Annotated in this window: 19 protein-coding genes and 3 pseudogenes; 4 read left to right on the top strand and 18 right to left on the bottom strand. The window is 47.3% G+C overall.

Annotation, left to right across the window (positions count from 1 at the left end; all coding sequences use genetic code 11):
* Positions 1–3: 3 nt before the first annotated feature.
* Positions 4–708, bottom strand: coding sequence for an IS6-like element IS26 family transposase (locus M1E96_RS20945; RefSeq protein ID WP_001067855.1), 705 nt, complete (start codon positions 706–708; stop codon positions 4–6).
* 150 nt (positions 709–858) lie between these two features.
* Here M1E96_RS20945 and M1E96_RS20940 point away from each other — a divergent pair, with 150 nt between their 5' ends.
* Entirely contained in the window at positions 859–1,674 is an 816-nt protein-coding gene (locus M1E96_RS20940) for an aminoglycoside O-phosphotransferase APH(3')-Ia (RefSeq protein ID WP_000018329.1), read from the top strand.
* A gap of 189 nt (positions 1,675–1,863) precedes the next feature.
* Here the strand turns inward: M1E96_RS20940 and M1E96_RS20935 are convergent, their stop codons facing one another.
* On the bottom strand, positions 1,864–2,568 hold the full coding sequence (locus tag M1E96_RS20935; RefSeq protein ID WP_001067855.1) for an IS6-like element IS26 family transposase: 705 nt from the start codon (positions 2,566–2,568) through the stop codon (positions 1,864–1,866).
* Positions 2,569–2,630: 62 nt separating this feature from the next.
* Between M1E96_RS20935 and M1E96_RS20930 the strand changes: the two are divergent.
* Positions 2,631–2,915: pseudogene (locus tag M1E96_RS20930) on the top strand (helix-turn-helix domain-containing protein); the annotation flags it as partial.
* A 189-nt stretch (positions 2,916–3,104) separates the two neighbouring features.
* Here the strand turns inward: M1E96_RS20930 and M1E96_RS20925 are convergent.
* The 9 genes from M1E96_RS20925 to M1E96_RS20885 all read right to left on the bottom strand — a co-directional run bounded on the left by M1E96_RS20925 (position 3,105) and on the right by M1E96_RS20885 (position 12,171).
* A complete protein-coding gene (locus M1E96_RS20925) occupies positions 3,105–3,989 on the bottom strand; it encodes an Mph(E) family macrolide 2'-phosphotransferase (protein WP_000155092.1) in 885 nt (294 codons plus the stop codon).
* A gap of 55 nt (positions 3,990–4,044) precedes the next feature.
* A complete protein-coding gene (msr(E), locus tag M1E96_RS20920) occupies positions 4,045–5,520 on the bottom strand; it encodes an ABC-F type ribosomal protection protein Msr(E) (RefSeq protein ID WP_000052512.1) in 1,476 nt (491 codons plus the stop codon).
* Between the two features lie 449 nt (positions 5,521–5,969).
* Positions 5,970–6,674 carry an IS6-like element IS26 family transposase gene (locus M1E96_RS20915; protein ID WP_001067855.1) on the bottom strand — a complete coding sequence of 235 codons (705 nt, stop codon included), beginning with the start codon at positions 6,672–6,674 and terminating at the stop codon, positions 5,970–5,972.
* 124 nt (positions 6,675–6,798) lie between these two features.
* Positions 6,799–7,455, bottom strand: coding sequence for a quinolone resistance pentapeptide repeat protein QnrA1 (locus tag M1E96_RS20910; protein WP_012579084.1), 657 nt, complete (start codon positions 7,453–7,455; stop codon positions 6,799–6,801).
* Between the two features lie 263 nt (positions 7,456–7,718).
* Positions 7,719–9,260, bottom strand: coding sequence for an IS91-like element ISCR1 family transposase (locus M1E96_RS20905; RefSeq protein WP_000050481.1), 1,542 nt, complete (start codon positions 9,258–9,260; stop codon positions 7,719–7,721).
* Between the two features lie 404 nt (positions 9,261–9,664).
* Positions 9,665–10,504, bottom strand: coding sequence for a sulfonamide-resistant dihydropteroate synthase Sul1 (gene sul1 / locus M1E96_RS20900; protein ID WP_000259031.1), 840 nt, complete (start codon positions 10,502–10,504; stop codon positions 9,665–9,667).
* Positions 10,498–10,845, bottom strand: a complete 348-nt coding sequence (locus M1E96_RS20895) for a quaternary ammonium compound efflux SMR transporter QacE delta 1 (protein ID WP_000679427.1) — start codon at positions 10,843–10,845, stop codon at positions 10,498–10,500. Before M1E96_RS20895 ends, sul1 begins: the two co-directional genes overlap by 7 nt.
* Positions 10,846–11,067: 222 nt before the next feature.
* Positions 11,068–11,520: an NAD(+)--rifampin ADP-ribosyltransferase Arr-3 gene (locus M1E96_RS20890; RefSeq protein WP_001749986.1), complete on the bottom strand. Its 453-nt coding sequence runs from the start codon at positions 11,518–11,520 to the stop codon at positions 11,068–11,070.
* A gap of 96 nt (positions 11,521–11,616) precedes the next feature.
* Positions 11,617–12,171: a fluoroquinolone-acetylating aminoglycoside 6'-N-acetyltransferase AAC(6')-Ib-cr5 gene (locus tag M1E96_RS20885; protein WP_063840321.1), complete on the bottom strand. Its 555-nt coding sequence runs from the start codon at positions 12,169–12,171 to the stop codon at positions 11,617–11,619.
* Between the two features lie 291 nt (positions 12,172–12,462).
* Here M1E96_RS20885 and intI1 point away from each other — a divergent pair.
* Positions 12,463–13,475 (top strand): annotated as a pseudogene (gene intI1 / locus M1E96_RS20880) (class 1 integron integrase IntI1).
* Between the two features lie 274 nt (positions 13,476–13,749).
* Here intI1 and M1E96_RS20875 read toward each other — a convergent pair.
* The gene (locus M1E96_RS20875) at positions 13,750–14,454 is read right to left on the bottom strand and encodes an IS6-like element IS26 family transposase (RefSeq protein ID WP_001067855.1); all 705 of its coding nucleotides are present in this window, start codon (positions 14,452–14,454) and stop codon (positions 13,750–13,752) included.
* A 24-nt stretch (positions 14,455–14,478) separates the two neighbouring features.
* Here M1E96_RS20875 and M1E96_RS20870 point away from each other — a divergent pair, with 24 nt between their 5' ends.
* A complete protein-coding gene (locus M1E96_RS20870; RefSeq protein ID WP_071538080.1) occupies positions 14,479–16,053 on the top strand; it encodes a PAS domain-containing methyl-accepting chemotaxis protein in 1,575 nt (524 codons plus the stop codon).
* Positions 16,054–16,203: 150 nt separating this feature from the next.
* On the opposite strand, the pseudogene M1E96_RS20865 reads toward M1E96_RS20870, so the two are convergent.
* From M1E96_RS20865 to M1E96_RS20840, 6 genes and pseudogenes are all read right to left on the bottom strand, one after another.
* Positions 16,204–16,853: pseudogene (locus M1E96_RS20865) on the bottom strand (TniQ family protein); the annotation flags it as partial.
* Positions 16,854–16,855: 2 nt separating this feature from the next.
* Positions 16,856–18,523, bottom strand: coding sequence for an AAA family ATPase (locus M1E96_RS20860; RefSeq protein WP_001276994.1), 1,668 nt, complete (start codon positions 18,521–18,523; stop codon positions 16,856–16,858).
* Entirely contained in the window at positions 18,520–20,628 is a 2,109-nt protein-coding gene (locus M1E96_RS20855) for a DDE-type integrase/transposase/recombinase (protein ID WP_000267723.1), read from the bottom strand. Before M1E96_RS20855 ends, M1E96_RS20860 begins: the two co-directional genes overlap by 4 nt.
* A complete protein-coding gene (locus M1E96_RS20850; protein ID WP_001029679.1) occupies positions 20,615–21,436 on the bottom strand; it encodes a TnsA endonuclease N-terminal domain-containing protein in 822 nt (273 codons plus the stop codon). The genes M1E96_RS20855 and M1E96_RS20850 overlap by 14 nt, the downstream gene beginning before the upstream one ends.
* A 118-nt stretch (positions 21,437–21,554) precedes the next feature.
* Positions 21,555–21,689, bottom strand: a complete 135-nt coding sequence (locus M1E96_RS20845; RefSeq protein WP_256326490.1) for a hypothetical protein — start codon at positions 21,687–21,689, stop codon at positions 21,555–21,557.
* Between the two features lie 15 nt (positions 21,690–21,704).
* The gene (locus M1E96_RS20840) at positions 21,705–22,658 is read right to left on the bottom strand and encodes a site-specific integrase (protein ID WP_048821757.1); all 954 of its coding nucleotides are present in this window, start codon (positions 22,656–22,658) and stop codon (positions 21,705–21,707) included.
* Positions 22,659–22,898: the final 240 nt, after the last annotated feature.

Below are 22,898 nucleotides of genomic sequence, written 5' to 3'. Positions count from 1 at the left end.
GCCTTACATTTCAAAAACTCTGCTTACCAGGCGCATTTCGCCCAGGGGATCACCATAATAAAATGCTGAGGCCTGGCCTTTGCGTAGTGCACGCATCACCTCAATACCTTTGATGGTGGCGTAAGCCGTCTTCATGGATTTAAATCCCAGCGTGGCGCCGATTATCCGTTTCAGTTTGCCATGATCGCATTCAATCACGTTGTTCCGGTACTTAATCTGTCGGTGTTCAACGTCAGACGGGCACCGGCCTTCGCGTTTGAGCAGAGCAAGCGCGCGACCATAGGCGGGCGCTTTATCCGTGTTGATGAATCGCGGGATCTGCCACTTCTTCACGTTGTTGAGGATTTTACCCAGAAACCGGTATGCAGCTTTGCTGTTACGACGGGAGGAGAGATAAAAATCGACAGTGCGGCCCCGGCTGTCGACGGCCCGGTACAGATACGCCCAGCGGCCATTGACCTTCACGTAGGTTTCATCCATGTGCCACGGGCAAAGATCGGAAGGGTTACGCCAGTACCAGCGCAGCCGTTTTTCCATTTCAGGCGCATAACGCTGAACCCAGCGGTAAATCGTGGAGTGATCGACATTCACTCCGCGTTCAGCCAGCATCTCCTGCAGCTCACGGTAACTGATGCCGTATTTGCAGTACCAGCGTACGGCCCACAGAATGATGTCACGCTGAAAATGCCGGCCTTTGAATGGGTTCATGTGCAGCTCCATCAGCAAAAGGGGATGATAAGTTTATCACCACCGACTATTTGCAACAGTGCCCTCTGATGTTACATTGCACAAGATAAAAATATATCATCATGAACAATAAAACTGTCTGCTTACATAAACAGTAATACAAGGGGTGTTATGAGCCATATTCAACGGGAAACGTCTTGCTCGAGGCCGCGATTAAATTCCAACATGGATGCTGATTTATATGGGTATAAATGGGCTCGCGATAATGTCGGGCAATCAGGTGCGACAATCTATCGATTGTATGGGAAGCCCGATGCGCCAGAGTTGTTTCTGAAACATGGCAAAGGTAGCGTTGCCAATGATGTTACAGATGAGATGGTCAGACTAAACTGGCTGACGGAATTTATGCCTCTTCCGACCATCAAGCATTTTATCCGTACTCCTGATGATGCATGGTTACTCACCACTGCGATCCCCGGGAAAACAGCATTCCAGGTATTAGAAGAATATCCTGATTCAGGTGAAAATATTGTTGATGCGCTGGCAGTGTTCCTGCGCCGGTTGCATTCGATTCCTGTTTGTAATTGTCCTTTTAACAGCGATCGCGTATTTCGTCTCGCTCAGGCGCAATCACGAATGAATAACGGTTTGGTTGATGCGAGTGATTTTGATGACGAGCGTAATGGCTGGCCTGTTGAACAAGTCTGGAAAGAAATGCATAAGCTTTTGCCATTCTCACCGGATTCAGTCGTCACTCATGGTGATTTCTCACTTGATAACCTTATTTTTGACGAGGGGAAATTAATAGGTTGTATTGATGTTGGACGAGTCGGAATCGCAGACCGATACCAGGATCTTGCCATCCTATGGAACTGCCTCGGTGAGTTTTCTCCTTCATTACAGAAACGGCTTTTTCAAAAATATGGTATTGATAATCCTGATATGAATAAATTGCAGTTTCATTTGATGCTCGATGAGTTTTTCTAATCAGAATTGGTTAATTGGTTGTAACACTGGCAGAGCATTACGCTGACTTGACGGGACGGCGCTTCCCTACCCTCATGGCCGCCTCCCAGGAATCGACCCAGGTGCTTATCGTGGACATAATCCTTTACTCATAAATTGGCACTGTTGCAAAGTTAGCGATGAGGCAGCCTTTTGTCTTATTCAAAGGCCTTACATTTCAAAAACTCTGCTTACCAGGCGCATTTCGCCCAGGGGATCACCATAATAAAATGCTGAGGCCTGGCCTTTGCGTAGTGCACGCATCACCTCAATACCTTTGATGGTGGCGTAAGCCGTCTTCATGGATTTAAATCCCAGCGTGGCGCCGATTATCCGTTTCAGTTTGCCATGATCGCATTCAATCACGTTGTTCCGGTACTTAATCTGTCGGTGTTCAACGTCAGACGGGCACCGGCCTTCGCGTTTGAGCAGAGCAAGCGCGCGACCATAGGCGGGCGCTTTATCCGTGTTGATGAATCGCGGGATCTGCCACTTCTTCACGTTGTTGAGGATTTTACCCAGAAACCGGTATGCAGCTTTGCTGTTACGACGGGAGGAGAGATAAAAATCGACAGTGCGGCCCCGGCTGTCGACGGCCCGGTACAGATACGCCCAGCGGCCATTGACCTTCACGTAGGTTTCATCCATGTGCCACGGGCAAAGATCGGAAGGGTTACGCCAGTACCAGCGCAGCCGTTTTTCCATTTCAGGCGCATAACGCTGAACCCAGCGGTAAATCGTGGAGTGATCGACATTCACTCCGCGTTCAGCCAGCATCTCCTGCAGCTCACGGTAACTGATGCCGTATTTGCAGTACCAGCGTACGGCCCACAGAATGATGTCACGCTGAAAATGCCGGCCTTTGAATGGGTTCATGTGCAGCTCCATCAGCAAAAGGGGATGATAAGTTTATCACCACCGACTATTTGCAACAGTGCCTTCAAACCAGTGACAGCATTACTCATTCAATCTTGGAACTCATCAACAATATGTTGATTGATCTTCTGGCAACAATGGCCCGCCTAGACAATGAGAAACGTATAGAACGTATTAAGCAGGGCCTGGCACGTTCGGGTTACAAACCAACAGGCAAGAAGGCAAATGAGGCTAAACATAAACGAATAAAAGAATTGCTAGTAGTTGGCAATATGACTAAGGAAGAAATTGCCAAAGCAGTGAATTGTGGAGTTGCAACTGTCTATCGAGTTGCTAAAGTTATCTAAAAGAGGCTTATCTCAACGCGCCCCCAATGGGGCACCGCTGCATTCAGGTTACTTCACATAAGAAATTTTATGTTAAATGATTGTTAGAAATGCCCCTTGATCGAGGCATTTTCTATAAAGAATACTAAAAACTAATTAAAGCCAACCAAGTTTCAAAACAAGGCAGTTCTCAGCAATCATATTTTTAAATTATATAACTCCCAACTGAGCTTTTGCTCCAACGATAAGGCTTTCATTTTGAGTTTCTAAGGCAAATAAACCATACATCAAAGGAGAGGCCGCTGCTCTTTCTAAAGTCTGTTCATATAGTTTATTCCAAACTTTACCCCCTAGTTTTTCATACTCGATGATTAGAGTTTTGAGGCTTTCTTCTCCAAACAAAGTTACATGCCCAGCAAAATCAATCGCTGGGTCATCTATATGGGCTGTTGACCAATCAATAACGCCTGAAACAGCTCCATCCTTTGAAGCTAGTACATGCCCAGCATATAAATCGCCATGTATAAATTGGGTGAAATCTGCCCATAGAACATCATTATCCAACCATTTTCTGTAGCGGGTTTCCAATTGCTCACTTATACCAATTTCAGATTTTACTAACTGCAAATTGTTTGCTATTTCAGGTCTTAAATCTGAAGGTTTCATAATTTTCAAATCATTTTCCCGAACTTCTTTTTCAGGAATACTATGGATTTCAAATAAGGTTTTTGCCAAAGATGTTATGTATTTCGGGCTATCTTTGTCCATATTCCAAATTATTTCATAGGTTTCAGCATCCAAATTTAAAACAGGATTATCTTTAAGTATGGGATAAGCCACTAATTCTGTAGATGAAATTCTCCAATCAGGAACCTCTACAGAAAGATGTTTTTTTACCAATTCTAAAATGCGTTTTTCTTTCTTGATTTGTTCCCTCATGCCATCACGACGAGGAATACGCAGCAACCATTGTTGCCCCTTTGTATCAAGAGCAAAAACGACCTTAAAATCAATGCCCATTTCATTGAAATTCATTTTGTCCGTAAGCAACAAGCCGTGTGCTTCAGCAAGTGATTGAATATCTTGAATTGTCATTTTTAATTTCCTTTAAAGAGTTCAATAATTAATGTTCGGATTAGATTGGCTATCATTAACAATCTCTCTCAAAAGTCTTGATGATTTTGTGGTCTTTGATCTCGTAGATAATGTCAGCAATATTATCGACCAATTGCTTGTCATGAGATACGAAGATAATAGTTCCTGCATAGGACTTCATCATTGTTTCTAATGCGGCAATACTTTTTAGGTCAAGATAGTTTCCTGGTTCATCCATAAGCAAAATATTATATTTTCCTAAAAGCATTTTGGATAAAAGCAGTTTGATGATTTCACCTCCCGATAAGTCGGATAAGTTTTTTTGAATATCATTCGCTCCGATCCCCATTGAAGCCAATACTGCACGAATTTCCGCAACTGTGTACTCGCACTCTTCCTGCATAAAGGAGAGCACAGATTTATGCGTGTTAAATTTATATCCTGTTTGTGTAAAGTAGCCAATTTCAGCTTTTGGAGATATGGTTAATCCATCAGCACGTTCTGATATCATTTTTAACAAGGACGTTTTCCCTGTTCCATTCGATCCAGTTATAGCGACTTTAGCGCCAAGCGGTATTATAAAGTTAGCGTCATCAAAGATAGTACGGCTACCAAATTTTAAGCTCAGACCATCTGCCGTAATCGGGAACTTATTGTGCAGTTCTAGGGCTGAACTTTGACGAAAACGAATAGAACGCAAATGCTCTGGTGCTTGAATATCTTCTAATGCAGCCAAACGCTTTTCCATACTCTTAGCTGCCTGATACAGTTTTCTTTGCTTGGTGCCAGTCATTTTTGCATGCCCAAGTCGTCCAGCACTTTCGGTAGAGTTTTTGGATTTTTCTCCTTTTTTCTTATTGTCTAATCGATTAGCTTGCTGGCGTTTTTCTTGCACAGCAGATTCTAATCGCTCCCGTTCCTTCATCATCAGCTCATATTCTACGGCTTGGTGTTGTCGCTCTTCTTCTTTTTGACGCAAGTAATCCGAGTAACCACCCCAATATTCCGTAATTTTACCGTCTTTTAACTCCCATATCTTGTCTACAACCATATCAAGAAAATATCGGTCATGACTGATAACAAGTAATGCTCCATCAAATGCTTTAAGTTGACCAATAAGTAGATCTATTCCATTGAGATCAAGGTGGCTGGTTGGTTCATCCGCTAGAATGCCATGTACTTGTTGGGAAAATGCGGCAGCAATTTTTGCACGAGTTTCCTCTCCGCCACTCATTGTGTCGTTTTGTACATTGGAAACACCAAGGCGAGATAACATTGCCCGGTCTTCGACCGTTTCTATTTCGATTCCGCCCAGTTGGCTGATATGTGCAAAATCACCAAAACGCTGTAATGTCGCTTCGGCTAAAACAATTTCGCCATTAAGTACTTTGAGTAAACTACTCTTTCCTGCTCCGTTATCACCCACAAGACCAATACGGTCATAAGAGTGAATTTCCAATTCATCAATATCCAAAACATCACGCCCAGCATAATCCAAGCGTATGTTTCTCGCTTTAATAATTAAACTCATTTTTATTTACTCCTGTTTAGCTCTTGAAATTTTTTATGCAGCAAACAGGATTTAGGTGAAAACAAAAGCTAGCATCACAGTGTCCTCCCAAAAAAAAAGCTATTCATCCACAGGGTGGACAAATAGCTAGTCAATTAAGTTATAACTGGAAACTATGCACTAAAAGCATACTTATAAATTAAGCATACTTTTACTTTATATATCCGCATATATTCTTAAAGACACAACAAAAGCCCACCATTATAAAATAGTGTCACTATGCAAATAGTTGTGTCTTAACGAATGCGGATAGAATGCATAAACTTACCTAAAAAATAAAATTCAGTTTTATGATAACTTTACTGTTAAAAGAAGTCTAGACAACCTTGTTTTATGCTTGGATATAAGGCTTATTTTAGGCACTGTTGCAAAGTTAGCGATGAGGCAGCCTTTTGTCTTATTCAAAGGCCTTACATTTCAAAAACTCTGCTTACCAGGCGCATTTCGCCCAGGGGATCACCATAATAAAATGCTGAGGCCTGGCCTTTGCGTAGTGCACGCATCACCTCAATACCTTTGATGGTGGCGTAAGCCGTCTTCATGGATTTAAATCCCAGCGTGGCGCCGATTATCCGTTTCAGTTTGCCATGATCGCATTCAATCACGTTGTTCCGGTACTTAATCTGTCGGTGTTCAACGTCAGACGGGCACCGGCCTTCGCGTTTGAGCAGAGCAAGCGCGCGACCATAGGCGGGCGCTTTATCCGTGTTGATGAATCGCGGGATCTGCCACTTCTTCACGTTGTTGAGGATTTTACCCAGAAACCGGTATGCAGCTTTGCTGTTACGACGGGAGGAGAGATAAAAATCGACAGTGCGGCCCCGGCTGTCGACGGCCCGGTACAGATACGCCCAGCGGCCATTGACCTTCACGTAGGTTTCATCCATGTGCCACGGGCAAAGATCGGAAGGGTTACGCCAGTACCAGCGCAGCCGTTTTTCCATTTCAGGCGCATAACGCTGAACCCAGCGGTAAATCGTGGAGTGATCGACATTCACTCCGCGTTCAGCCAGCATCTCCTGCAGCTCACGGTAACTGATGCCGTATTTGCAGTACCAGCGTACGGCCCACAGAATGATGTCACGCTGAAAATGCCGGCCTTTGAATGGGTTCATGTGCAGCTCCATCAGCAAAAGGGGATGATAAGTTTATCACCACCGACTATTTGCAACAGTGCCGAATCTGCCTTGTTGTAGCGCGGAACTCAAGTGATATTTGCCTCTTGTGTTTGCATTCGAGCTAATCCGGCAGCACTATTACTCCCAAGGGTTCCAGCAGTTGCTCCTGTTGCCAGGCACAGATCTTGACTCCTTCGAGGTTGACCCGTCTGGGGTCGAGCCCATCCAGATCGGCAAAGGTCAGGTCACAGCCCCGCAGATTGACCTGTTGCCAACAGTCGCGGGAGAAGGTGCCGCGGCTGAGATCTGAGCCCATCAAGGAAGCGCCGCTGAGATTGGCATTGCTCCAGTTGTTTTCAAACAGCTCGCATTTTTCCAGGCATTGGCCACTCAAGTTGGTATAGGCCAGGTTGCAACCTGAGATATAAGCCGAGCAGAAGTACATCTTATGGCTGACTTGATTGTAGAAGCGGGCCCGGGAAAAGTTGGCGCCCTTGAGATCGCACTCCCTGAACTCTATGCCAAAGCAGTTGGCACCGCTGAAGTTGGCCAAAGACAGACGGCAGGCCTTGAAACTGGCATCGCGCAGATCGGCATAGCTGAAGTGACACCCTTCAACGGCGCCGCTTTCAATGAAACTGCAATCCTCGAAACTGGCATCCTGCAGCTGACAGTGGCTGAAGTCACACTGATAAAAGCGGCAGCGGCGAAAACGGCTGTCACTCAAATCCTGGCGTGAGAAATCCTCTTGCTGAAAAACTTTATCAATAATATCCATACGGCTTCCTTTAATCAGGGAGGGTGCTAACGGGTATAGGAAGTATAAACCACCTTTTTGCTCCTCATCCGAAGTATCTTACCTGAAATTCCCTCACTCGTTTACCGCTCAAGCCCCAATTTTAACTGCCGGTCCAGCCTAAACCGCTCTAATAAGGTTCGATTTGGCGGTAAAATCTCTAGCCTGATAGCTCGAGAGATACAAACTGCCCCACCGCCCCGTTTAAAAGTTGGCAGTGTTGAGCAGTGTTGGATTTGGGGTCGTCAGTCAAAGAGACGACTCTGTGATGGATCGAACAGGCTGGGAGTCAGTGGCGGCGCTCGTTCTGGTGGCAGCTCACGCTGCTTGGCGGCATTCGCCTTGGCTGTTTTCTGTTTCAGATGCTTGAGAATCTGCTCAATGACCTTCGGATCTTCGATGCTGGCAATCACTTTGACGTGACCGCCGCAGTGTTCGCAGACTTCAATATCAATATTGAAGACTCGCTTGAGGCGTTGCATCCAGGTCATGGCGCGGTGGCGCTCTGCAGGACTCTTGTCACGCCAGTTAGTATCGAGACCTTCCGATTTGTCGGGCTTCTTGCCCCGCTTGGCGGGTGTTACTTGAACTCGGTGTTTGCTGTTCGGTGCAAAGACGCCGTGGAAGCGTGTGAGGTTGACTCGCGGCTTAGGTACCAACGCAGCGAGTTTGGCGATGAAGTCCAGCGGCTCGAAGATCACATGGGTGGTGCCATTGCGGTACGGAGTTTTGAGCTCGTAACGCACCTGCCCATTGGCGGTTAATGCCAGACGTTTTTCTGAAACCGCTGGCCGACTAATGTAGCGACACAAGCGCTCAAGCTTATCCCGCTGATGCGCTTCGGCCATCACACCGGCGTGTAGCGAGAAACCAGCATGGTTGGCTACTCGACTGCTTGAGTCGGCTTTATCCTCACGCCCTGGCAAGGTTTGCAGGGTGAAGACTTTGCGCCCTTGCTGGGGGCCGACGGCAATGCGATACGTAACCGAAGCACCATGTAATTGAGTCAGCGTATCGTCTTCGCCCTCTTCCAGTGTCAACCACGTATTCTCGGCATCACGCTCCAAAATCCCACGCTTTTCCATGCAGCGAGCGATGCGATGGCTGAGGGTGTGAGCGAGCGTATTCAGCTCATCGTAAGTGGGTGCCTTGACACGATGGAAGCGTTGCTTGCCATAGTCATCTTCGGCATAGACACCATCGAGAAACAGCATGTGGTAGTGGACATTGAGATTTAGCGCGGAGCCAAAGCGTTGGATAAGAGTCACTGAGCCAGTTTGTGCAGAGGCTTTGGTGTAACCGGCTTTTTTGATCAGATGAGTTGAGAGTGTACGATAGACGATACTCAAGACCTGGCCCATCAGCTGGGGATGGCGAGCCAGCAAAAAGCGTAGCTGGAAAGGAAAGCTGAGCACCCACTGGCGAATGGGCTCCTTGGGGAAGACTTCGTCTATCAGCAGCGCCGCACTCTCGGCCATCCGGCGGGCACCGCAGCTAGGGCAAAAGCCGCGTCGTTTACAGCTGAAGGCGACCAGACGCTCGTGATGACAATCCTCGCAGCGAACCCGCATGAAACCATACTCCAGACGGCCACATTGGAGGAGGTCGTTGAATTCTTGTTGGATGTAGCGAGGCAGGTGTTGACCTTGGGCTTCGAGTGAGGCTTTGAAGGCTGGGTAGTGCTGCTCAACCAGCTGGTAGAGCAGCGTCTGGTCGGGTTGGTGGCGTTCGTAACCGTTTGTTTGAGTGGGCGATTGACTCGCCGTGGCGTTCCTTGCCAGCGACATGGGTATCCTCCGCTGATACTGTGGTTATGTACAGTATCAGCGGCTTGCGTTCAGACGTCCAGTCTGGCCCTAGACATCGCTAAATGCTTAACCCGCAATAGCCCTCACGAGTTGTTATCAGCCACTACCGGTTGAGCGAGAAGGTTTTGGGTTCAGGGTGCTATTGCTCCACCAATCACAATACTGAAGCCCCAACTGTTATCAGTTGGGGCTTTTTCTTGTCTGTTTGCGGCGGTTGCGTTTTATCGGTAGTCGTCGAGCTCTGCACCATCCCACATAAGAGCTTAACGGTGCGATCTTCAACGCCATCACACAAAACTTTCTTTTTCACGCACAGTCAACTTATTGGATGTTTTATTAACAACCCAAAAGGAGATATTTAGCGGGCGGCCGGAAGGTGAATGCTAGGCATGATCTAACCCTCGGTCTCTGGCGTCGCGACTGCGAAATTTCGCGAGGGTTTCCGAGAAGGTGATTGCGCTTCGCAGATCTCCAGGCGCGTGGGTGCGGACGTAGTCAGCGCCATTGCCGATCGCGTGAAGTTCCGCCGCAAGGCTCGCTGGACCCAGATCCTTTACAGGAAGGCCAACGGTGGCGCCCAAGAAGGATTTCCGCGACACCGAGACCAATAGCGGAAGCCCCAACGCCGACTTCAGCTTTTGAAGGTTCGACAGCACGTGCAGCGATGTTTCCGGTGCGGGGCTCAAGAAAAATCCCATCCCCGGATCGAGGATGAGCCGGTCGGCAGCGACCCCGCTCCGTCGCAAGGCGGAAACCCGCGCCTCGAAGAACCGCACAATCTCGTCGAGCGCGTCTTCGGGTCGAAGGTGACCGGTGCGGGTGGCGATGCCATCCCGCTGCGCTGAGTGCATAACCACCAGCCTGCAGTCCGCCTCAGCAATATCGGGATAGAGCGCAGGGTCAGGAAATCCTTGGATATCGTTCAGGTAGCCCACGCCGCGCTTGAGCGCATAGCGCTGGGTTTCCGGTTGGAAGCTGTCGATTGAAACACGGTGCATCTGATCGGACAGGGCGTCTAAGAGCGGCGCAATACGTCTGATCTCATCGGCCGGCGATACAGGCCTCGCGTCCGGATGGCTGGCGGCCGGTCCGACATCCACGACGTCTGATCCGACTCGCAGCATTTCGATCGCCGCGGTGACAGCGCCGGCGGGGTCTAGCCGCCGGCTCTCATCGAAGAAGGAGTCCTCGGTGAGATTCAGAATGCCGAACACCGTCACCATGGCGTCGGCCTCCGCAGCGACTTCCACGATGGGGATCGGGCGAGCAAAAAGGCAGCAATTATGAGCCCCATACCTACAAAGCCCCACGCATCAAGCTTTTGCCCATGAAGCAACCAGGCAATGGCTGTAATTATGACGACGCCGAGTCCCGACCAGACTGCATAAGCAACACCGACAGGGATGGATTTCAGAACCAGAGAAAGAAAATAAAATGCGATGCCATAACCGATTATGACAACGGCGGAAGGGGCAAGCTTAGTAAAGCCCTCGCTAGATTTTAATGCGGATGTTGCGATTACTTCGCCAACTATTGCGATAACAAGAAAAAGCCAGCCTTTCATGATATATCTCCCAATTTGTGTAGGGCTTATTATGCACGCTTAAAAATAATAAAAGCAGACTTGACCTGATAGTTTGGCTGTGAGCAATTATGTGCTTAGTGCATCTAACGCCGCCATAAACGGCGACAGGGTGGCGCGCCTATTGCGCATAAAATGGCGAAGCCATGCGCAACAGGCGCGGAATCTCTGGCGTCCGGTTTGATGGCTTTGTTATGCAAAGGACTAGTCTTCAATGACGTGTAAACCACGGCGCTTTAAGTCCTCCAACGAATCCAACATTCCCCTTATTAATTCAACAGGATGCCCCTCCCAGTCTTCAACAACGCCAACAATTCTCAAGGGTTCGCAGGTTCTATAGGACTGTGTTGGATTACCGGGAAATCTTTTGTTCGTAAGATTCGGATCGTCTTCGAACGGTCCTGTTGGCTCAACTATGTATATGTAGCCGCGACCCTCGAGGCCAGACAGTGACATAGCAAGTTCAGCTCCCCAAACTGCTGGCTCCATCAAGGCTGAAAAGTAGATGTGCTTAAGAATACGACCGTCCTCGAAATGAGAGATGAACCCTGTGGTTAGCAAGTCACCAATCGCCAAATTGGCTTTGGTTCCATGATAGAACGGTCCTTGCACCTGCTTGTAATTATCATGAGAGATGGGAATCCAATCTTTTACCATTTTAAGACCCTTAATTGTTGGGATTTGGCTGCATAACGTTTGACATGAGGGGCGGCCAAGGGCGCCAGCCCTTGGACGTCCCCCTCGATGGAAGGGTTAGGCATCACTGCGTGTTCGCTCGAATGCCTGGCGTGTTTGAACCATGTACACGGCTGGACCATATGGGGTGGTTACGGTACCTTGCCTCTCAAACCCCGCTTTCTCGTAGCATCGGATCGCTCGCAAGTTGCTCGGCGACGGGTCCGTTTGGATCTTGGTGACCTCGGGATCATTGAACAGCAACTCAACCAGAGCTCGAACCAGCTTGGTTCCCAAGCCTTTGCCCAGTTGTGATGCATTCGCCAGTAACTGGTCTATTCCGCGTACTCCTGGATCGGTTTCTTCTTCCCACCTTCCGTCCCCGCTTCCAAGAGCAACGTACGACTGGGCATACCCAATCGGCTCTCCATTCAGCATTGCAATGTATGGAGTGACGGACTCTTGCGCTAAAACGCTTGGCAAGTACTGTTCCTGTACGTCAGCAAGTGTCGGGCGTGCTTCTTCTCCGCCCCACCACTCGACGATATGAGATCGATTTAGCCACTCATAGAGCATCGCAAGGTCATGCTCAGTCATGAGGCGCAGTGTGACGGAATCGTTGCTGTTGGTCACGATGCTGTACTTTGTGATGCCTAACTTTGTTTTTGCGTTGCTCATGATGTCTAACTCCCAATTTGTGTAGGGCTTATTATGCACGCTTAAAAATAATAAAAGCAGACTTGACCTGATAGTTTGGCTGTGAGCAATTATGTGCTTAGTGCATCTAACTTTGTTTTAGGGCGACTGCCCTGCTGCGTAACATCGTTGCTGCTCCATAACATCAAACATCGACCCACGGCGTAACGCGCTTGCTGCTTGGATGCCCGAGGCATAGACTGTACAAAAAAACAGTCATAACAAGCCATGAAAACCGCCACTGCGCCGTTACCACCGCTGCGTTCGGTCAAGGTTCTGGACCAGTTGCGTGAGCGCATACGCTACTTGCATTACAGCTTACCAACCGAACAGGCTTATGTCCACTGGGTTCGTGCCTTCATCCGTTTCCACGGTGTGCGTCACCCGGCAACCTTGGGCAGCAGCGAAGTCGAGGCATTTCTGTCCTGGCTGGCGAACGAGCGCAAGGTTTCGGTCTCCACGCATCGTCAGGCATTGGCGGCCTTGCTGTTCTTCTACGGCAAGGTGCTGTGCACGGATCTGCCCTGGCTTCAGGAGATCGGAAGACCTCGGCCGTCGCGGCGCTTGCCGGTGGTGCTGACCCCGGATGAAGTGGTTCGCATCCTCGGTTTTCTGGAAGGCGAGCATCGTTTGTTCGCCCAGCTTCTGTATGGAACGGGCATGCGGATCAGTGAGGGTTTGCAACTGCGGGTCAAGGATCTGGATTTCGATCACGGCACGATCATCGTGCGGGAGGCAAGGGCTCCAAGGATCGGGCCTTGATGTTACCCGAGAGCTTGGCACCCAGCCTGCGCGAGCAGCTGTCGCGTGCACGGGCATGGTGGCTGAAGGACCAGGCCGAGGGCCGCAGCGGCGTTGCGCTTCCCGACGCCCTTGAGCGGAAGTATCCGCGCGCCGGGCATTCCTGGCCGTGGTTCTGGGTTTTTGCGCAGCACACGCATTCGACCGATCCACGGAGCGGTGTCGTGCGTCGCCATCACATGTATGACCAGACCTTTCAGCGCGCCTTCAAACGTGCCGTAGAACAAGCAGGCATCACGAAGCCCGCCACACCGCACACCCTCCGCCACTCGTTCGCGACGGCCTTGCTCCGCAGCGGTTACGACATTCGAACCGTGCAGGATCTGCTCGGCCATTCCGACGTCTCTACGACGATGATTTACACGCATGTGCTGAAAGTTGGCGGTGCCGGAGTGCGCTCACCGCTTGATGCGCTGCCGCCCCTCACTAGTGAGAGGTAGGGCAGCGCAAGTCAATCCTGGCGGATTCACTACCCCTGCGCGAAGGCCATCGGTGCCGCATCGAACGGCCGGTTGCGGAAAGTCCTCCCTGCGTCCGCTGATGGCCGGCAGCAGCCCGTCGTTGCCTGATGGATCCAACCCCTCCGCTGCTATAGTGCAGTCGGCTTCTGACGTTCAGTGCAGCCGTCTTCTGAAAACGACAATGGAGGTGGTAGCCGAGGGGGCACTGTTGCAAAGTTAGCGATGAGGCAGCCTTTTGTCTTATTCAAAGGCCTTACATTTCAAAAACTCTGCTTACCAGGCGCATTTCGCCCAGGGGATCACCATAATAAAATGCTGAGGCCTGGCCTTTGCGTAGTGCACGCATCACCTCAATACCTTTGATGGTGGCGTAAGCCGTCTTCATGGATTTAAATCCCAGCGTGGCGCCGATTATCCGTTTCAGTTTGCCATGATCGCATTCAATCACGTTGTTCCGGTACTTAATCTGTCGGTGTTCAACGTCAGACGGGCACCGGCCTTCGCGTTTGAGCAGAGCAAGCGCGCGACCATAGGCGGGCGCTTTATCCGTGTTGATGAATCGCGGGATCTGCCACTTCTTCACGTTGTTGAGGATTTTACCCAGAAACCGGTATGCAGCTTTGCTGTTACGACGGGAGGAGAGATAAAAATCGACAGTGCGGCCCCGGCTGTCGACGGCCCGGTACAGATACGCCCAGCGGCCATTGACCTTCACGTAGGTTTCATCCATGTGCCACGGGCAAAGATCGGAAGGGTTACGCCAGTACCAGCGCAGCCGTTTTTCCATTTCAGGCGCATAACGCTGAACCCAGCGGTAAATCGTGGAGTGATCGACATTCACTCCGCGTTCAGCCAGCATCTCCTGCAGCTCACGGTAACTGATGCCGTATTTGCAGTACCAGCGTACGGCCCACAGAATGATGTCACGCTGAAAATGCCGGCCTTTGAATGGGTTCATGTGCAGCTCCATCAGCAAAAGGGGATGATAAGTTTATCACCACCGACTATTTGCAACAGTGCCCCAAAAGATGCCAATATTCTTTCGACTACCTCCCCTCAAAGCCATATCACGTACGTTAATCCTGACTTCATTAAAATCAGTGGTTTCACTGAGGAAGAACTATTAGGCCAGCCTCACAACATCGTAAGACACCCAGATATGCCGCCTGCTGCATTTGAGCATATGTGGAGTACATTAAAATCTGGCCGCTCATGGATGGGGCTAGTAAAAAATCGCTGTAAAAATGGCGACCACTATTGGGTAAGTGCTTATGTAACGCCAATAGCTAAGAATGGTTCGATTGTTGAATACCAGTCTGTAAGGACCAAGCCTGAACCTGAGCAGGTTTTGGCTGCGGAAAAATTATATGCTCAATTGAGAAGCGGGAAGGCCGCGAGGCCGAAATTGGCTGCTAGCTTTTCCGTGAAAATACTCTTGCTCATATGGGGTAGTATTATATCAAGCGCAATGGCTGCCGGCATGCTTACTGATACATCAATAAGCAGCTTATTGTTAGCCACTTTAATGTCAGGAAGCTTAAGCTCTGTTAGTGTTTTGGCTATTCTCTCTCCTCTTGGAAGACTGGTTGAAAGAGCCAGGAATATTTCCAATAACCCATTAAGTCAATCCCTCTACACTGGGCGCACCGATGAGTTTGGCCAAATAGAGTTTGCTTTACGAATGATGCAAGCTGAAACAGGCGCCATAGTAGGTCGCATAGGTGATGCATCAAATCGGCTTAGCGAACACACCCGAGGCCTACTAAAGGATATTGAGTCAAGCAATGTACTTACAGTTGAGCAGCAGGCAGAGACAGATCAAATAGCAACGGCAGTAAACCAAATGGTGGCAAGCATTCAAGAGGTTGCGAGCAATGCACAGCATGCTGCAGATGCGGCCGGAAGAGCAGACACTGAGACGGCATCTGGCCAGCGTCTGGTAGCCCACACAAGCCAGTCAATCACTGCCCTTGAAGGTGAAATTAGGCAAGCCACTCAGGTTATTCATGAGCTTGAAGGTCAAAGTAACGAGATATCAAAAGTTCTTGACGTTATACGAGGGATCGCCGAGCAAACGAATTTGTTGGCACTCAACGCAGCAATTGAGGCCGCGCGTGCTGGTGAGCAGGGGCGTGGTTTTGCTGTTGTCGCCGATGAGGTTCGCAGTCTTGCTGCTCGCACACAGCAATCGACAACGGATATTCAAAGCATGATCAGCGCTCTACAAGAGCGAGCGCAATCCGCTGTTACAGTCATGGAGCAAAGTAGTCGGCAAGCGCACACGAGTGTAGCTCACGCAGAGGAAGCAGCTACAGCTCTTGATGGAATTGGCCAACGCGTTAACGAAATTACCGACATGAACGCGCAAATAGCGACTGCGGTCGAGCAGCAGGGAGCAGTAAGTGAAGACATAAACCGCAGTATTATCAATATACGCGATGCTGCTGATACCAATGTACAGACCGGGCAGAATAATTTGCAAAGTGCGAAATCTGTCGCTCAGTTAACTAGCGCTCTGAGCGAACTGGCAAAACAGTTTTGGGAAAAACGAGGATAACGCTTTTCAGTATCTCGACAGGGATAACTTACTTTACCATCGGTTATCCCTTTTAGCCGCACAAATTTTAGCCATGGCTTTTCAGGAAGTCAGGGCTATCAGAATGGCCTTAGAAAGCCTAGTCAAAGAGCTGTCACGAGAACACCGTTAGCTTAGCGTACGATTTTTTCCGAATTCTGCGGTTCCCCCTCTAACAGAGGGGCTATATAAGCAGCTAGTGCTGTTAATTGAGATAGGGAGTCTTTGGGGTAGTCTGAAAGCAGCTCAGTATGACCCAAAGCCCAAAATTGATGTCGGTGATCATCTACAGCTCTATCAAAGAAGACTAAAGCACCGTGTTTTGGACAATATGGCAAAGCGGGCAAATACCAATCTCGTTGCCAAAAGGCTTCCCCATACCTATTTAGCTGAAGAGCAACGCAATCAGGGCAGTATCTAAAGCGGTTATCGCTCTTAACTCTAGAAGCAGCGACTCCTAGCATTAAATGCACCGCACCTTGCGCTTGGTACTCCATTAACCGAATAGCTTCGTCTCGGCGCTCCTTGCCTACAAACGGAGCATATAAAGGGAATAAGGTATGCTCATAAATAAGCTGCTGAACAGCGTAACGTCCTGTTTGATGTAGATGTCTTGCTATCACACCTAAATGCGAGGGCAGACCTAAGGTAGCGACCACCTTGCGGTTGCCATACACCTCATCCAACAGCTGCTTAGGACTAACAATCCCTTGATAAACGCCTGCCCGTGCAATAGTGCTATAAATCAGCTCATTCGAGTACGGAACAGGAAAGTTTCTCATGGCTAACCTGCTTGTTTAAATAAGCTCGCCATATCCACTATTACCCCTTTCCCTTTTAACCGTTCATGCATGGTTTTTTCAGGTTGGCGTTGTGAATAGATATAACGTAAATCCGTATCAGGCAAGCTATCCCAGTCGCTGGGCTTGACTACCTTTATAGCCGAAACCTTTTTACTCTTGGAGGGCTTTTCTAGTTCTGACACTACCGTTTCGCCTTCCATCAACCACTGCAAAACAAGAGGCAGTAACTTTTGTCTTGTCATCGTTGGATTCTGGCTAAACGCTTTTTTAATAGTGGGAATTAACAGGCTTGAATCGTAATCCTCTTTCAGCATCAGATATAAATGACGCTGATCTTCGGTATCTAACTCTTGAAGGGCTTTTTCTTCTGGTGTTTGTTCTTGTATCGCTGCGATATCTAGCTGAAGTTGGATTAACCGTTTATCAATCTCGGGAACGACTAGATCAGAATAACGAGCAATGCGTTCTGGGATACCCGAGCGTAATGCCTCTAGCATGGGGTGCACAGGCTTTAACTCATCTTGATACACTTGCCGCAATAAACCAGCGGTAATACGCTCATTGCCTAAAGCTAGCGCACGGAGCTGAGCGAGTACAAAAAGTTTTACTACAATGTCCATCACTCCTTGGCTTAGCTCATACCACACATCACGGACCTCATCCGATAACAGCGCATCTTTGCGTTGTAAAAGCTGTAATTGCCAAAGATTATCCGTAAAAGCGATCCACTCTTGATTGGGCTTTCCACGTTGCGTTTGTTGTATAGGATCCCAGAATATAGCTCCAAACCCTGCCCCTCTACGTGCAGACCGCAAATCAGCCTCAAAAATCTCTCGTGCTTTAGGGGTACCAATCAACATCACTGGTACGCCAATAATATTCACCATCGTCACAAAAAAGTTCAGCATCTCTTGAGATCCACCCGAACGAGAGCGGCTTAAATGCTGAATTTCATCAATAACCAACAACCCTAAAGCATGTGCATTGGCTATTTGCGACATCAAAGCCAACATGGTTTCTATACCATGACGTTTTAAGCCATAACGACGCTCATAGTTCGAGCCCAAGGCTCGATCCAACGCTCTGAAAAAATTCAAGCAGATTTCTTTTAGCGAACCATTATGCGAGCAGTCTATTTTCAAATACACCACCTGCTCTACATTGAGTTCACGATGGTAAATCACCTGAGGATACGTGGCTAGAATACGATGAAGAGAGGTCGTCTTCCCACTACCAGAACAACCAATTAACAATAAGCTTTGTGCCGTAGATCGTGCCTCCTCAAAGCGAAATGTCTCCAACTCTCCCGTTTGAACACGCTCATAACCATTTTGTAAATGCTTTTGTAAATCTCCTGTTTTAGGATTTCTGCCTACGTAGCCACCTCGAATCATGACCGAAATACGCTCACTTAGTAGCAAATGCGTACCTAATGGCTGAAAATAGTCATCTGGAATACGACAAATGGTATGAGCTCTGATAACACGGGACTTTTGCAAGTCAGAGGAAGTAAGCTGTAAAGAGGATTTCAGTGATGCAGCACTATTCACTGACTCTTGTAATGGTGGTAAGGCCTCGATAAAAGGATTATCACGATAAGCCTCTACCCCCGTATCACGATAAACTGCTTGAATCCGGGTAGCACTCATGACTCATCCTTTTCTGGTGGATCCTGAAATAATTCAGGCACGTATGTGGGTAGGCTGTAATCTTCTTGATCATCCGCTTCCACTGCGTTGAAAGGAATAACTTTAGCCTCATCACCTGAAGAGCTTGGCTTCAAATGCTCCGCACGTTTTTTACGCTCCGAGGTCACGGCTTCTTTTTTATTAGTTTTAATCTGCTTAATGCGTGTTGATTTGGGCTCAGTAGTACTGGGCGTTAACTTATTCGCTTTCTGAATGGTTTGCTGAATAAACGCCTCAAGCTCCCTGCGTTTAGTTAACTCATCCTGCTTCGCATTGGCTTTATTGTGTTTTTCTTGTGCTTGTATATCCCAAACCTCCCAAAATGAGAGACCTTTAAACTGCCGACTACGTTCCGTCAGATTACAGCGCCAAAATACACGGCTGCCAACTTGCGGAAACAAATAAATCGTATCAACCAGCACTGGGTCATAAGCCGCTTCTAAATGTTGAGGTCTAGCTATATCAGTGCTCCGCTGCAACCAACCCTCACGCAGAATCTCTGACCCCGAGTAATACAAACCCCACAAATTAACGCCAAATGAAGAAATAGAGACCTTTCGGCGAGGCAGTAACGCTACTCGCAACTGCTCTTGCTCCACAGCCCTTAAACTACCTGTACGATGCTGCATACCCCATTGCCATAGCTGGACAGGAATAGACGGTAAATCTGTAGGAAAATCAGCATCTCGATCGTATTTATCCATCACCAGATGGTTATTTCTGAATAAGATCGTACGCAAAATAATTTGTGTGAACTCAAATACCGACAGAGATGCATCTAACCTATAGTCTGTTTCACCATGGCTTTTGATCCGACTGCCCTCTACAATGCCAGGTGCAAAGGACTTAAACTCGGCTTGTAGTGTTCTAAAAGTGCTTTCCACTATGCCTTTAGCATCGCCACGTCTAGGTGGAGCACTTTCCACTCGCACATTAAAACTAGAAACTAAGGCTTCGACCTGATGACTCATTAATTCGCCACGGTCCGCTAGCAACACATCTGGCAAACCTACACACGGCCAGTCTGAGCTACTAATCTCAATATCATGCTGGGCACAAATGGCCGTTTTGTCAGAGCAAGCATTTACAAAAGCCTGCATCGCCACCACATAAGACGGATTTTCAAAGCCGATATAAAAGCCCGTGATCATCCGACTAAACACATCAATCACAATGTAAAGCGTTGGTCTTCCTATGATTTTTTGGCGATCATGATGATCCACTAAATAAATATCAGCAATCGTGGCATCAATCTCATAACGACTCCCAGGGCCTAACGCCTGAGAAGTGGCTGTACTACTTAAGGGTCGTACGTCTTTTTTATATACCCCTGCTTTAACTCTAGACTTTAAGCGCTGAGCTTTAGGGTATTCTCGATCATAAAAATAACGAAACTGACGTAGTGTTGGGTAATCCTCTTGGGGAATGCGAGGAAAATACTGAGCAAACAAGTCCACAAATCGTCTATAGGCAACGGTGGTCTTTGTACCTTTTTGATTTAACAGGTGCTTTTCTATGGTCAACCTAAAAAGGCGTTCAATCTCGGGCGTTACCTTGGTTCCTTCACCCTTACCATATTCTCTGGCTCGGCCAATCTTTGCTGTTCCTGTCGCTGAACGTCTTTCCCCTGGTGCACCGCTGTTTTTGTAGTCAGGAATTAATGCATTAGGCGTTTGACCACGCTGCCAGTAACGGCGTAACAACTTATAAACTGTAGCCTTAGTAACCTTATGTTCTTGGACCACATGCTCAACGAGTTCGCTTCTGACTTTAGGGTCGAAACGATCCTTACTATTAATAATAGGAAGAATTTTTCGATAATCCTCCTCGCGCTTCTGGAAGCTGACAGAATCTACAGACGGCTCTTCTAAATCAAGATGTACATAAGGGTCATCAGTTCTAACTAAGCGGCCTTCATCTAAATACTGCATTAGCAACAACTCAGCCCTAGCTTGTGGAACTCCTTTATCAGCGCTTATTTGCATCCAGACAACTTGGCCATCCTCTATAGCCAAAATGCGATACGGATCATTATCAAATAGCACAACCTCATTAATTTGCCACATAGCGCAACTCCTCCATATTCACTACTTGGCTAATACAGAGATCTGCACACTTATTTGCCCTGAAAGACTTATAAATATTGAACTTAATAAAACCATTTGCGGTTAAGGCTCGTATCTCACTCAATGTTTTGCCTAACTCCAAATCATAAGCAATATCAACCTGCTTACAGACATTGATAATGTTTTCATCTCCTTTTTCTTGCAGGATATGGGCCAATGGGGATAGTTGTGCTAAAAGCTCCGCAGAAACTTCTTCTGTTTTCACTGAATAAAGCCATTCAATATTTTCTTTTACTACGGGATTTATTTCTTTATCAGTAAAAATGAACCAAGGAATTTGCTTTTGCTGCCAATAGCGACGCTCTAGTTCTAGTTTTTCTAAGGTACGCTCGTCTTGTAAGGCTGCTGCAGGTTTGACTTGAATAGCAAACTGCTCAAAAGGACCATCTTTGCAGTCCACTAAAAAATCAGTAGACATAACCTGATCTACACCACGAATAACAGGATGCTTAATACCACTATCTATTGCAATCTGCCTGGTATCACTAGGTAATAAGGGGAACTGCTCGCGTATATCTAGCACGCTGCTCTCCCACTCAAGACTGAGAAAAACAGCAAGCTCTAAGTCAGATAGCAAATGATGGACTCGTCCCGTCTTATGAGAATAAATACGGTGGGAACGACCTGAAGAAGGAACTTCTTGTACTGTTAGCCATGGAATATAGTCTTTACCATGCCCTTGGCCACGCCCCTCTTTAATACGACGGGCAATTTGCACTTCAGAAAATGAAGAGTTTGCTTTAGCCATAACAAAAGTCCAGTATGCTTTTTCACAGCATAACTGGACTGATTTCAGTTTACAACTATTCTGTCTAGTTTAAGACTTTATTGTCATAGTTTAGATCTATTTTGTTCAGTTTAAGACTTTATTGTCCGCCCACAATGAAGTCTGTCCCATAGTCACGTTCATCAATTGAACGTAACACCCACTTATCGCTAGGTATCTGGTTATTAACAATTTTTTTTGCTTCTGTTTCGGTAATGTGCGTTTCAGATCTCATTTTTCCATCCTATCATTAGTATATAAGATTCCTTGCAGCAGCTTCTAAGCGTGTTACACCTCGTTTGTCATACCGCTGTGTGGTTGCTACGCTACTGTGCCCCATAGCCTCCCTGACAGTAAGTAGGTCCTCACCGAGTTCTAACAGCTTAGTAGCATAGGTTCGTCGGCAGTCATGGGGGGTAAATGAATCAGAGGCTGAATCTTTCACCAGTTTATCAATAATATACCGTAAACCATCGGTTGTTATTCTATCGCAAGTCACATCATCATTTTTACGTATGCGGGTAAAAACTGCACCGGTATGATCCCCTCTTACAGTTTCTATCCATAAACGAATACGACGGAGCGTGTCACTTGGCATGAAGTTAGTTCTTTCTTTGTTTCCTTTACCCATGATTTTAATGGAGTAATTATCAAAATTGATATCTTCCATATCCAATAAAGTGACTTCAGCACGGCGCAAACCACAGCCAAGCATTAATGATACAATCGCCGCATCACGTACCGAGACTGCGGTATTTAGGCTATCAAGGTGTTGATAAATAGCAGTTATTTCACTACTACTCAGTGAACGCCCTCGACCGATACGGTTCCCACGAATCCGGCGTATGCTTCTAATATCTTGATATGTATCACTGTCTATAATTCGTGATGCTCTGGCTTCTTCAGCCACCCCTTTAATAGCACTCAGAATTAGGTTTATACTATTAGGTGTCTTTTTCTCCAGTATTAATTTCTGAAGTACCAATTGAACGGCATCTCGATCTATGATTGACCAATCGAAAGTAAATGGGTCCATAGCACGAAACAATTTAACCACTGACACTAGGCAGGAGCGCATTGTCTTTTGGCTTTGTTTGGAACGCAGCCGTAGCAAGTAGCTGGTTGCTGGATTGTTGGTGTTTTTCGTCATGTTATTTACATCAACAATTTCTGTTACGTTGTCACGTAAAATTAACTCTCCCATCGGTGCCTCCTTGGTGCTGAAAATCGGTGTGAAAATTGTGGTGAATTCTGGTGCATCAAATAGCATCACTAACCATAAATCATAAAATAAAAAAAGTTACTACATTAAACGTATATTTAACCGAGTAAAGGGTAGCACAGGTATTTATCATCGAATAGCTAAAATATCGGTATTAGTACGCATTAAAAGGCTTGCAATCTTTAAATTGTTGTATAATGAAATTACGTTGTAAGTTCATAA

Origin of the sequence: Providencia sp. PROV236, from assembly GCF_033676985.1 — a bacterium.
GTDB lineage: Bacteria > Pseudomonadota > Gammaproteobacteria > Enterobacterales > Enterobacteriaceae > Providencia > Providencia manganoxydans.
The sequence above is the reverse complement of the archived record's forward strand: the minus strand, read 5'-3'. Positions and strand labels throughout refer to the sequence as shown.